At 42.2% G+C, this 11,756-nt stretch carries 13 protein-coding genes; 4 read left to right on the top strand and 9 right to left on the bottom strand.

All coding sequences use genetic code 11. From position 1 onward, the window contains the following. Position 1 precedes the first annotated feature (1 nt). The gene (locus V1500_RS04730; RefSeq protein ID WP_409304437.1) at positions 2-502 is read left to right on the top strand and encodes a DUF3231 family protein; all 501 of its coding nucleotides are present in this window, start codon (positions 2-4) and stop codon (positions 500-502) included. A gap of 48 nt (positions 503-550) precedes the next feature. Beyond that, positions 551-1,792, top strand: coding sequence for an MFS transporter (locus tag V1500_RS04725; protein ID WP_409304436.1), 1,242 nt, complete (start codon positions 551-553; stop codon positions 1,790-1,792). A 26-nt stretch (positions 1,793-1,818) separates the two neighbouring features. Here V1500_RS04725 and V1500_RS04720 read toward each other — a convergent pair whose 3' ends face one another. The 3 genes from V1500_RS04720 to V1500_RS04710 form a co-directional block, all read right to left on the bottom strand. Then, positions 1,819-2,430 carry a YitT family protein gene (locus tag V1500_RS04720; protein ID WP_409304435.1) on the bottom strand — a complete coding sequence of 204 codons (612 nt, stop codon included), beginning with the start codon at positions 2,428-2,430 and terminating at the stop codon, positions 1,819-1,821. 281 nt (positions 2,431-2,711) lie between these two features. Then, on the bottom strand, positions 2,712-3,884 hold the full coding sequence (gene yhbH / locus V1500_RS04715; RefSeq protein WP_409304434.1) for a sporulation protein YhbH: 1,173 nt from the start codon (positions 3,882-3,884) through the stop codon (positions 2,712-2,714). Positions 3,885-4,184: 300 nt separating this feature from the next. After that, positions 4,185-4,358, bottom strand: a complete 174-nt coding sequence (locus V1500_RS04710) for a hypothetical protein (RefSeq protein WP_409304433.1) — start codon at positions 4,356-4,358, stop codon at positions 4,185-4,187. 130 nt (positions 4,359-4,488) lie between these two features. On the opposite strand from V1500_RS04710, the gene V1500_RS04705 reads away from it, so the two are divergent. Then, a complete protein-coding gene (locus tag V1500_RS04705; RefSeq protein WP_409304432.1) occupies positions 4,489-4,698 on the top strand; it encodes a heavy-metal-associated domain-containing protein in 210 nt (69 codons plus the stop codon). A gap of 113 nt (positions 4,699-4,811) precedes the next feature. Here V1500_RS04705 and V1500_RS04700 read toward each other — a convergent pair whose 3' ends face one another. From V1500_RS04700 to queG, 6 genes are all read right to left on the bottom strand, one after another. Continuing rightward, a complete protein-coding gene (locus V1500_RS04700) occupies positions 4,812-4,967 on the bottom strand; it encodes a hypothetical protein (RefSeq protein ID WP_409304431.1) in 156 nt (51 codons plus the stop codon). A gap of 102 nt (positions 4,968-5,069) precedes the next feature. Next, complete coding sequence (locus tag V1500_RS04695) at positions 5,070-6,968, bottom strand: PrkA family serine protein kinase (protein ID WP_409304430.1); 1,899 nt, start codon at positions 6,966-6,968, stop codon at positions 5,070-5,072. Positions 6,969-7,370: 402 nt separating this feature from the next. Further along, positions 7,371-8,120, bottom strand: a complete 750-nt coding sequence (nfsA, locus tag V1500_RS04690; RefSeq protein WP_409304429.1) for an oxygen-insensitive NADPH nitroreductase — start codon at positions 8,118-8,120, stop codon at positions 7,371-7,373. Positions 8,121-8,217: 97 nt separating this feature from the next. Then, the gene (gene trmL / locus V1500_RS04685; protein WP_409304428.1) at positions 8,218-8,709 is read right to left on the bottom strand and encodes a tRNA (uridine(34)/cytosine(34)/5-carboxymethylaminomethyluridine(34)-2'-O)-methyltransferase TrmL; all 492 of its coding nucleotides are present in this window, start codon (positions 8,707-8,709) and stop codon (positions 8,218-8,220) included. A 64-nt stretch (positions 8,710-8,773) separates the two neighbouring features. After that, entirely contained in the window at positions 8,774-9,652 is an 879-nt protein-coding gene (locus V1500_RS04680; RefSeq protein WP_409304427.1) for an amidase domain-containing protein, read from the bottom strand. Between the two features lie 125 nt (positions 9,653-9,777). Continuing rightward, the gene (queG, locus tag V1500_RS04675; RefSeq protein WP_409304426.1) at positions 9,778-10,923 is read right to left on the bottom strand and encodes a tRNA epoxyqueuosine(34) reductase QueG; all 1,146 of its coding nucleotides are present in this window, start codon (positions 10,921-10,923) and stop codon (positions 9,778-9,780) included. A 133-nt stretch (positions 10,924-11,056) separates the two neighbouring features. On the opposite strand from queG, the gene V1500_RS04670 reads away from it, so the two are divergent. Continuing rightward, complete coding sequence (locus V1500_RS04670) at positions 11,057-11,719, top strand: B3/4 domain-containing protein (protein ID WP_409304425.1); 663 nt, start codon at positions 11,057-11,059, stop codon at positions 11,717-11,719. Positions 11,720-11,756 lie beyond the last annotated feature (37 nt).

The raw sequence follows: 11,756 nt of genomic DNA, 5'->3' as shown, positions 1-11,756 counted from the left end.
TATGGGGATTTTAAGCGGAAATCCTAAAGACGAGCCATTGCATTCCGGTGAAGTTTTTTACCTCTGGTCCCATTTATTTGCTACAAAAGAAACATTGGTTACGTTAGAGATATTGGCTAATCATACAGGAGACCATGATTTAAAAACATTTATCAATGATTTAAAAGATAATTGCGTTAAACAGGAAGAACAACAGGTGGAGACATTATTGAAAGAAACTGGTGTCCGTCTCCCGCCCGCGCCTCCTGAACGTCCTAACGTCGAGTTACAGGACATACCAGCCGGCGCCCGGTTCAACGACCCGGAAATCGCAAGTCTGTTAGGAAAAGAAATAAGTGCCAGCCTTGTATTGGCCAGTACGGTAATGGGGTTGTCCATCAGAGAAGATATTGGCCAAATGTATGGCGAATTCCATACACAGAAATCTGAATATGGCGTGAAGTTGCTAAAGATGATGAAAGAAAAAGGGTGGATTGTTCCGCCTCCATTAATGAACAAATAAATACATCAAGCAAACACAAATATGTAATAGAAGGATGTGTACTGGTTCATGGCGTCTCAAAGCAAAGGAATGTCCATTGTTGCCATAGGCTCCATTCCACTTATCATGACACTGGGAAATTCCATGTTAATACCGGTTCTGCCCGCTATGCAATCTGAATTGAAGCTTACTCCTCTACAAGTAAGTTTAACTATTACGGTTTTCTCGGTGGCAGCTGCCATATTAATTCCGATTCTGGGGTACCTTTCTGATCGGTTATCCAGAAAGATTATCATTATCCCATCACTGATCCTTTACGGTGTCGGCGGCATACTTGCCGGCTTTGCGTCCACCTCCCTCGACAGCCCCTACGTCCTTATTCTCATAGGGAGAATTCTTCAGGGAATGGGAGCGGCCGGAACTGCCCCCATTGCGATGGCTTTGGCAGGAGATTTATTCAAGGGCGGAGAGCAGAGCCGCGTTCTGGGCGTGGTGGAAGCCTCCAACGGGTTAGGAAAGGTGCTATCGCCAATTTTAGGCGCTCTTTTTGGCATCATTGCATGGTATACACCCTTTTATGCTTTTCCAATCTTTTGCATAATCTCTATCTTATTAACATGGATTTTCATTAAGGAAAAAAGAAATAAACAGGCTCCACCCCCATTCGCAGAATATTCTAAAGGAATCCAGCATGTGTTTAAAGAAGATGGCAGATGGCTGTTCGCCACATATTTGGCAGGTGCTACTTGTCTGTTCACTCTGTTTGGAATCCTGTTTTATTTATCTGACGTTTTGGAAAAGACCTATAAAATCAACGGTGTAAATAAAGGGTTGATCTTAGCGATTCCATTACTGGTAATGTGCACCACAGCTTATATTACGGGAAGCAAAATCGGCAAGAACCTGGAATTAATGAAAAGGCTTATTGTTATTGGATTCCTGGCCATGACCTTTTCCTACACGCTGCTTGCGTTCTTTAACAACTCATTGGTGCTGTTTCTGTTCATACTCGTTATCAGCAGTCTTGGGACAGGTCTCGTATTGCCGTGTGTAAATACGATGATCACTGGCTCAGTGGGCAAAGAATACAGGGGCTTCATTACTTCCCTTTACAGCTCTGTCCGATTTTTGGGAGTAGCGATTGGACCGCCAATATTTACGCGTCTTATTTCGTGGTCAACCGTGGGGATGTTTTTGTCGATTGCGGCCCTTACTCTATTAGTCGGATTGCTTGCTCTGGCGATGATACACGTCAAGGGCAAAAAAGGGGAAAAGGAAAAAAGGACTCGGGTACGATACAATTATATTTAAGGAATGCGCTTCTATTCACCGCATTCCTATTTTTTTCTCCAAACCATAAATGAGGGTTGATATATATTCATTTTACAGATGATATCTACCATCATAGTCGATATGGCTTGGCTGATAAGAGCCTGAATAATGATTTCCCATTCAATAATCGCAGCAGTAAGAATAAATATAAATCCATTAATTATTAACAGCGGCTTTCCCGGGAGGATATTCCTGGAGTTGGAAATGATCAAAGCAATGACTCCAACCCCTCCATTCGAAACACTTTGCCTCAACAGGATCCCTACACCAATGCCAAGGAAAATAGAACCCATTCCCAAATCAATCCATACATTATTTTCAGGGACGAAGAGAGTTTCCTGAAATATATAAATCGCAAAAGATGTAACTGTCATAGAAAGCATTGTCCACACAGTGGCCCGATTTCCTAAAAATCTTATCGCTAATAATAGCATAGAGAAGTTAACGACCCAAAGGGCAAGTCCAATATTCACATAAAAAAAATGGTTCAACAATACTGCCAGCCCTCCTGCTCCACCTGAAGGAATGGCATGCGGGAACAAAAATATTCCCATGCCAAAACCCTGGATTGACGCGCCAGCAATAACCAGTCCACTTTTTCTCCAAAATCTTCGCATGAAACCATTCCTAACTATGAAAAATAAATCGTATTTTAGATTAGCTACTCCTTATTTCTATTCGTGAAAGCTGGACAATATGATTATGTACTTGATAAGCTCTGTATAGGTATAAATGAATAAAGTGTATAGGGGTATGCTGTATTCCTGCATAATGACGGGTAACATTGTACTCGCTGTCAAAAACCAGATCGTTATGTTGTTCTGATTTTATGTTTTGATTCCACATGAAACCCAATCTAGGCCCACCCCAATAAAAAAGGCCGGAGACCCCGGCCTTTTTAAGCATATTTCTTGTTTTCTTGGTTTGAAAAGAAGCTTTTCATCGCATGAAACACATCTGACTTCTGTTTTAGTATATAATAGCGGAATTTTTCATTATTGATATTTTTATAGGCGCTCATCAGTGTGGAATGGCGGTTATATTGATTAACTTCCCCATAGCCAAACATATTTGAAACGGTCATCAATTGCTCTACAAGCTTGACACATCGTGCGTTATCAGATGTTAGATTGTCGCCATCGGAAAAATGGAAAGGATAAATATTATACTTTTTTGGGTCATACTTGATTTCTATGATTTCTAGCGCTTTGCGGTAAACGGATGAACATATAGTGCCGCCGCTTTCTCCTTTTGTAAAGAAATCCTGTTCCGGGACGACCTTAGCTTCCGTATGATGGGCGATAAATTCTATGTCCACCCTCTCATACTTGGTTCTGAGGAACCGTGTCATCCAGAAAAAGAAGCTTCGAGCCATATATTTCTCCCACAAGCCCATTGAACCCGAGGTATCCATCATGGCTAACACAACTGCCTGTGAGTCAGGCTTAATAACTTCATTCCACGTTTTAAACTTTAAGTCTTCTTGATAAATAGGATGAAATCCCGGGTTTCCAGTCAATGCATTTCGTTTGAATGCGGTCAGCATTGTTTTCTTTTTGTCTATATTGCCCATAAGTCCCGTCTTGCGGATGTCATTGAATTCAATGTGTTCTACGGTATGTTCGTTTTGTTCCTTCCTCTGAAGATTTGGAAGCTCCAGCTGTTTAAACAACGCTTCTTCAATCTCCATCATGGAAACCTCTGCTTCGTAATAATCCTCACCAGCCTGATCACCGGCGCCAGGTCCCTTGCCTGGTCCTTTTTGTTCTGATGGAGAACCATCCCTGGCTACGACATCCCCTACCTGACTGTCTCCGTCACCCTGTCCCACATGTTTGTTTTTATCATAGTTATAACGAATTTTATATTCATCCAAAGACCGAATTGGAATCTTGACGACATCACGACCATTCGACATAATAATACTTTCTTCAGAAATTAAGTCAGGCAAGTTGTTTTTGATGGCTTCTTGAACCTTTTCCTGGTGACGCTGCTGATCGTCATAGCCTTTGCGGTGGAGGGACCAATCTTCCTTTGATATCACGAACTGATGATTGTTCTCTTCTGACATTTTCATTCCCCTCCTTTTCATTTTGTTGCACTTTTTTCAAGCTGCAGCATACGATAAGGTAGTGCCGATTGCGAACCATATAATGGACCGCGATAGCCCTTTTCTCCAGAGCCATTTTGAAATCTGGTGGAAAAGTATTACTTTATCTTATGCAGTAGGTGTGAATAATTGACAAACATTTTTATCAAAAAGGCGATTGTCCCTCAACAAGGACAGGCTTATATTTTTTCATGAATATGAATACTCATGCAATGTTTCGTCTTTTTTATGTAAATAAAAAAGCCCCTGTTTCGGAGGCTGCTAGTTCTCTTCTACTTCTTCGTGCTGTACTGTTCCCGGACGTTTATTCCATTCCTTTAGTTCTTCGTTGGTCCGGAGATTTTCCATTTGTTTTCCGAGATCTTTCATCTCTTCCAGGTTGCTCGCCATCGAGCTGTTTTCTGGTACTTCATTTTTCTTGACCTCCTTAGCCATAAAATCACCCCCGATTATCCAATACCCGCATGTTTGCGATAACAAACTGCAAAATAATTTTATCTTCCCATACATATAGAATTTACGTACAGGGTAAAGTTAAGAAAAGCGAAAAGAGGAGGGAAACATTATGGATTCGAGCACAATTTATGTAAAGGAAGCTATATCAGGTGATGCTATACAGACTGTGGAATCGCTTTTAAATCAGACAGATGGCATTGAGCGGGCTCTCGTTGACATAGATGATGGCGAGATTAAAATTGATTATGATCATAATAAAATATCATTTCAGCAAATCATTACCAAAATCGAACAGCACGGGCTGCATGTTGTCGTATAGGGCATAGTGCCAGTTTTCGTACACGCTTTTTACTTTTACTTTTCTTACCCATTGCCGCCGGACTTCTCTGCAATCGAATTGATTATAAACCCCTGCCAATCGGCAGGGGGGTTTTAACTAGGATCGTTTTCATCCAAGCTGACTGTTGTTACCCTTGTGTATTCTCCTTTATCTACTTCTTTCTGCGTTGCTCTTGCGAGTAGCTCCTCATCGTCGTCAACACCTGGAGCAATGGTAAAATCTGTTTTATTCGGTTCCTTATCCGGCAAGTATATCCCCCCTTTTTTCTATACCTTTCCCACGCAACTGCCGTATATGCATCGGACAGAAAAATCAAAAAAAGACCTGCCAGCCAGGTGGCAGGTTCCCAGTTATCTGTTTAACAGGCTTCCTACATAACGAAGCAACTCATTTGCAGAAGTAGAATTATAACCATGTTCCTCTATCAGGCGAGCAACAACCTCGTTTACCTTTTTCAATTGCCTTTCATCCGGTGTCTTAGTGGAAGTCGTAATTTTTACAACATCCTTCAAGTCTGCAAATAGTTTCTTCTGAATCGCTTCCCGTAAACGATCATGCGAATTATAATCGAATCGCTTGCCCTTTCTTGCATATGCCGAAATACGGATAAGAATTTCTTCCCTGAACGCTTTCTTTGCGTTTTCCGAGATGCCGATTTGCTCCTCTATAGAACGCATCAGTTTCTCATCAGGCGAAATTTCTTCACCTGTCAATGGATCCCGCAGCTTCGTCTTGTTGCAGTATGCCTCCACATTATCCAGGTAATTATCCATTAATGTCTTCGCAGATTCCTCATATGAATACACAAACGCCTTCTGTACTTCGTTTTTAGCAATGGCATCATATTCCTTGCGGGCCAGGGAGATAAAATTCAGGTACCTTTCTCGCAGCTCAGAAGTAATGGATGGATGCTGGTCGAGCCCTTCCTTTAAAGAACGGAGCACATCGAGTGCATTAATCGATGGGTTTTCCTCTTTGCGAATGATCGTCGAGGATATTCTATTTATCACGTACCTTGGGTCTATACCGCTCATTCCTTCATCCTGATGCTCTTTTTTAAGCTCAGTGATATCAGCTGAATTATAGCCCTCTACACTTTCTCCGTCGTACAGCCTCATCTTTTTAACAAGGTCGATATCGCCCTTTTTTGCATCCTTCAGCCTTGTCAATATGGTAAACATCGCAGCGACACGTAATGTGTGTGGTGCAATATGCACGTTTGATACATCACTTTCACGAATCATTTTTTCATAAATTTTTTCCTCTTCACTGACTTTCAGGTTATAAGGAATCGGCATAACAATGATCCTGGAATGCAGTGCCTCGTTCTTTTTATTGGAAATGAACGATTTATACTCGGTCTCGTTCGTATGTGCAACAATCAATTCATCAGCACTGATCAGAGCAAATCTTCCTGCCTTGAAGTTGCCCTCCTGAGTCAGGGATAAGAGATGCCACAGAAATTTTTCATCACATTTGAGCATCTCCTGGAATTCCATCATTCCACGGTTCGCTTTGTTCAATTCACCGTCGAAGCGATAGGCACGCGGATCGGATTCTGATCCGTATTGAGCTATGGTCGAAAAATCAATGCTTCCTGTTAAGTCAGCAATATCCTGTGACTTCGGATCAGAAGGGCTAAACGTTCCGATTCCGACCCGCTTATCCTCTGATAATAAAATTCTTTCCACTAATACATCTTCAATCCTGCCTCCATATTCCTTCTCAAGCCTCATGACATTTAAAGGCGACAAATTCCCCTCTATGCGAATTCCATATTCCTCATGGAAATCCGCTCTGAGATGCTGGGGAATCAAATGCAGAGGATCTTCATGCATCGGGCATCCCTTAATTGCGTAAATAGCCCCTTTAGACTGCAGCGAGTATGTTTCCAGCCCTCGCTTCAGCAGCGATACAAGCGTCGACTTTCCTCCTGAAACTGGGCCCATAAGCAAAAGAATCCTCTTTCTGACATCAAGCCTCTTTGCAGCTGGATGAAAATATTCCTCAACCAGCCTTTCAAGAGCTTCTTCCAGTCCGAACAGCTGGCCGCTGAAGAAATTGTAATTCCGTGTTCCATTCACTTCTTCAATACCGGCATCCTTAATCATGCTATAAACCCGCGAATGTGCTGACTGGGCAACCCATGGCTGCTCTTTTACAATCTCTAGATATTCTGCGAAGGTGCCTTCCCACTTCAATCTCTGCTCGTCTTCCCTGTACTTCTCAATCTTTTTCAATATATCCATTAAGGAACCTCCCCTAGCATTTCATTCAGCGATGATACTATACTCTATGCCATGACCTGCTTGAACATGTATATGGAAAATGAAAAGGAGATATTTGTTGTCCATTCGAATGGATTATCCCCAGACCCTTGCACCGTAAATATGGAAGCGTGCGGTCCTGACCATTATATGGACAAAAGGAGAAAATATAACTGATTTAATTCACAGCATACAAATCTTGCGGTATAATTACTGGTATATATTGATAGAAAAGACATTTCACTTACAAAAGGAGGCCTACATAGTGGGTACAGTTCTGATTTGCGCAGTGATTGTAACATTTTTAGCAGCCATTTTCACAAGCGGCTACAATGATAAACAAAGTGTAAAATAAAATAAAGCTGCTCATTGATGAGCAGCTTTTTACCGTTTATTAAGCCCCTGTTTCTGTACAAAATCCTTCATGTACATACGGCTCTTGGCACCGAGCATCGCTGCCATTTGGCCTGTCCAGGTATCTTCCCGTGCACCTTTTGTTCGTTCCAGATAATAGTTGGAGACTGTCTCGTCATATTGCTCCAGCTGCGCTTTAAATTCTTCAGGGTCAGCCTGATAACCGTTTTCGTGATAGATATTGTTGAAAGGCAGTCTTGGCTTTTTATCAGTGATACGGTCCGGATAGCCAACTGTCAGGCCAAAAAGTGGAATAACGCGGGATGGAATGTTCAGCACTTCCCTTACCTTATCGAGGCTATTTCTAATCCCACCAATGTAACATATGCCCAGTCCCATTGATTCCGCAGCAATTGAGGCATTTTGGGCAGCAAGCGCGGCGTCAATGCATGCGACCATAAACTTTTCTGTACTTTCAAGCGGCTCCGTCAAATCTACTTCCTGCATCTCCGCAATAATGTCATGCCTATGTAAATCAGCACAAAAAACAAATAGGTGGCCTGTATTCTCTACATATGGTTGATTGCCTGCCACCTGTGCAAGTTCAGCCTTCTTCACGGGATCGGTAACCCCTATGATTGTGTATGCCTGAATAAAGCTCGAAGTGGAAGCTGCCTGGGCACTCTCCACTATCGCTTGTACCTGTTCAGCTGATAAGGCTTTGTCTTTAAACGATCTGATTGATCTGTGGTTTAATATCGTCTCGATTACTTCATTCATTTCTATCACCCCTGTTGAAATCTCCGTTTTTTTTGCAGAATTATTGCAAAAAACTTGCTGCATGTTAAACCCTGGCACCAGCTTTTTTGTTACATTCTTATTTTTCCGCCCATTGAATATCAAGGTCACGGTAATTTTGCTGTCGCAATGCTTCATATACCAGAACGGCTGCCGTATTTGACAGATTCAACGACCTGACCTTATCTGTCATCGGTATCCGCAGGCATCTGTCTTTTTCTGCATGAATCAAGTCCTTTGGCAGCCCTGTTGTCTCACGGCCAAATACAAAATAATACTCCGCTTCATGATTGGAATAATCGAAAGAAGTATGCGGCTTCTGGCCGAACTTGGTCAGGTAGAAAAATTCCCCTCCCCTATTTTTCTCAAAAAACTCATCTAATGAATCGTAATAAGTAATGTCAACATGCTCCCAGTAATCAAGTCCTGCCCGCTTTAACATTTTGTCATCCGTTGAAAATCCAAGCGGCCTGATCAGATGGAGCTTCGTACCAGTTGCTGCGCAAGTCCGTGCGATATTTCCTGTGTTCGAAGGAATTTCCGGTTGATATAAAACTACATGTATTGCCATAATACTCACCTCAAAAATATGACTCACAACCATTATAGCATTAAATATATTTCCCATAATTAATCTAGCTCTGATCTAAAATAATGTAAAATTTATATTTAATATTTGGAGTATAGGCTGTTGAGTCTTCATAAGCCCAGTATCTATTCCTGCTATTCGTTGTGTTCGCATTCACAAGCGGCATCCCTCTCCGATCCTTTGCTGTAACAATTGTGCAATGGTCAAAACGCCCATCCCCCTGGAAATCATATGTTATGATGTCCCCAAGATACAGTTGCCTCGGGGAGTTTACCTCCTGAGTTTTGATTGCGGTTCCTCTGGCCAGCAAATTGTGCAGAGCGTGAGAGACAGTCCAGCTATAACTCCAGCTATTGCCGGACATCCACCAGCCCTGGGCTTTATTCGGCCTGCCCCACATAGGAATCCCGCCCGCATGGAGGCATTGGGAAATATAATTTGTACAATTATCAGTGAAGCTCTTGTAAGCGGGATTGCTCTGATTCCACCAGCGTTCTGCATATTGCACAGCTTTTAACCGATTATATCTGTAAGTCAATCTATGCTCATAATGTCCCTCCGCAATGGGAGGTATCTCCTCTTCATTCCGTTCTGTATGGCTTTCCCTCTCTTTATCTTCTATGACAAGTCCTTCTGTGAAGTAAGCTGTCCTGCGTTCGATCCTTTCCTCTATAAAAAATGCATCTTCTTGCTTCAATAAAAACCGATAATGCAAGTTATAATCTACTTCAGTCGACAAGTCGCGGCTGCGGATTGATTCTATCAGTCCTTCCGCTTTCACTTGAAGCAGCTCGGTGTCTCTTTTCCCTAACAAACCTACTTGCCTCTGGATATCAGACGGATCATACCAGCCGGTTGTCTTGTCGCGGCTGGAGACATAATGATTTACACGTTCCTGCAATAATGCTTCAAGCTGCTTTTTCAAGTTCAACCCTCCCTTGGCCATCCCTTCATATATATGATTCGATGGCTTGTATCAGTAGACGAAACATGCTGGACGTACATATTTAACTTTCTGGAACTGCACAAAAAAACCCGGCTCAGCCGGGTTCAACATTCGCTTTCTATTTCCTGTAACAATAATCCCTTATTTATTTCTTTTAGCACATCTGGATCCTGCTCTGTTTGTAATGCCTGTTTTAATTCATCCTGCACGCCTTCTCCGCCAATCTTGCCAATGGCCCATGCTGCAGTCCCCCGTATTACTGGCCTCGGGTCTTCTTTCATCACTTCGATCAAATCCTGAAGTGCCGTATCATCATTATAATGGGCAAGAGCTAAAATGGCATTCCGCTGGATAGGCTTCTTACCTCTCCAGGAACCGGACATTTTTCCAAACTTCTCTTTAAACTCGCGATTGCTCATTTTTAACAGCGGCTTCAAAAGCGGCTTGGCAAGCTCAGGATCAGGCTCCATTTCTGGATGAAGGTGGAAATCTTTTCCCTTGTTTTCAGGACATACAGTCTGGCAAGTATCACAACCATAAATCCTGTTGCCTATTTTGGCCCTGAATTCATCAGGCAGAAAGCCCTTTGTCTGAGTCAGGAAGGCGATACAACGCTGTGCATTTAGCTGCCCGCCTGCTACAAGGGCTCCTGTCGGGCACACCTCTATACATTTATTGCATGAGCCGCAGCGATCCTCGATAGGCTGGTCAGGTTCAAACGGTAGATTTGTAATCATCTCTCCTAGATAAACATAGGATCCATATTCCGGAGTAATAATTGAACAGTTTTTTCCGCTCCATCCAATCCCAGCCCTTTCAGCAACGGCCCTATCCACTAATTCTCCTGTATCAACCATGGATTTGGTTTCTGCCTCAGGAATCCTGCTTTTTATAAATGACTCAAGAAGCTGTAATTTTTCACGAAGCATAACATGATAGTCCGTTCCCCAGGATGCTCTGGCAAATATCCCTCTCCGCTCCCCCTTTTTGCTTTGCGGTGCATTTTTCATCTTTGAAGGATAAGCAAGGGCAATGGCAATGATGGAGCGAGGCTGGGTAAAAATGAGTTCAGGATTTATCCTTTTCTCTATATCGGACTCCTCGAAACCGGATTGGTAGTTCAATTCTTGCTGACGGATGAGCCTGTTTTTCATTTCATCAAATGTACTGGCTGTTGTAAAGCCTATTTTGTCTATCCCAATTTCCTTGCTGTATATGATAATTTCTTCTTTCAATTGCTGATAATCCATAGAATTTCCTCCTTTCTGCTTTGAAATGAAAGAAGTTTCAATTATAGTAATAGTAAAGTTACGCTTACCGCCTTTTTCAATAACATACTAATTAATAATATCCTATTTACTGTTTTTTTTGGAGGTGAAACTGTTGGAAACATACATACAAAAGGATTTATATGACAGGATACCGGATTTTAAAGCTGGGATGATAACGTACCAAGGAATCGAAGTCGGCGAATCCCCCCAAATGCTTAAAGGACGTCTTCAGCTTTTTCAGGAATCTATTTTCTTTGATTTAATGGAAAAAGAGTTATCGGATTTTGCTGGCATAAAAGAATGGAGGGCTGTTTTTAAAGCCGCCGGCACTGACCCGTCTCGGTATCGCCCATCCGCTGAAGCCTTATACAGAAGGATTAAAAAACAAAATTATCTTTCTTCCGTTCATTCGGCGATTGATCTTAATAACTTCTTCTCGCTCCAGTACGAGGTGCCAATTGGCATTTATGATTCATCCAGAATCCAAGGTGATGTATCTATCAGGATTGGAGTTCAGGGGGACGAATATATCGGTTTGAATGGAAGAAATAATTCAATGGAAAATATGATCATTTCATCTGATGGATTAGGCCCTTTCGGCTCGCCGTTTGTCGATTCTGAACGTACAAAGGTCACTTTTACCACCAAAGAGGCATTCCAAATTATTTATCTTCGTCCGTCAATTAGCAGGAGCGAAGCTGACAAATTAACAAAATCCCTTATGGATATGTTTGTAAGCATTCATGGAGGAGAAGGACAATACAGGATTATCTAGCACCACAAGGCAGTGTCAGGAAAGCCCCGCACTGCCT

The sequence above is a fragment of the Peribacillus sedimenti genome, assembly GCF_046237635.1.
Classification (GTDB): Bacteria; Bacillota; Bacilli; order Bacillales; family DSM-1321; genus Peribacillus; species Peribacillus sedimenti.
This window is presented reverse-complemented; position numbering and strand designations above follow the sequence as displayed.

Coding starts and splice junctions, on each gene's coding strand:
- nfsA (WP_409304429.1), bottom strand. CDS start 8,120: ATGAATGAAGTAATCGAGACGATATTAAACCACAGATCAATCAGATCG.
- queG (WP_409304426.1), bottom strand. CDS start 10,923: ATGGATTATCAGCAATTGAAAGAAGAAATTATCATATACAGCAAGGAA.
- V1500_RS04705 (WP_409304432.1), top strand. CDS start 4,489: ATGGATTCGAGCACAATTTATGTAAAGGAAGCTATATCAGGTGATGCT.
- yhbH (WP_409304434.1), bottom strand. CDS start 3,884: ATGTCAGAAGAGAACAATCATCAGTTCGTGATATCAAAGGAAGATTGG.
- V1500_RS04720 (WP_409304435.1), bottom strand. CDS start 2,430: ATGCGAAGATTTTGGAGAAAAAGTGGACTGGTTATTGCTGGCGCGTCA.
- V1500_RS04725 (WP_409304436.1), top strand. CDS start 551: ATGGCGTCTCAAAGCAAAGGAATGTCCATTGTTGCCATAGGCTCCATT.
- V1500_RS04730 (WP_409304437.1), top strand. CDS start 2: ATGGGGATTTTAAGCGGAAATCCTAAAGACGAGCCATTGCATTCCGGT.
- V1500_RS04695 (WP_409304430.1), bottom strand. CDS start 6,968: ATGGATATATTGAAAAAGATTGAGAAGTACAGGGAAGACGAGCAGAGA.
- V1500_RS04710 (WP_409304433.1), bottom strand. CDS start 4,358: ATGGCTAAGGAGGTCAAGAAAAATGAAGTACCAGAAAACAGCTCGATG.
- trmL (WP_409304428.1), bottom strand. CDS start 8,709: ATGGCAATACATGTAGTTTTATATCAACCGGAAATTCCTTCGAACACA.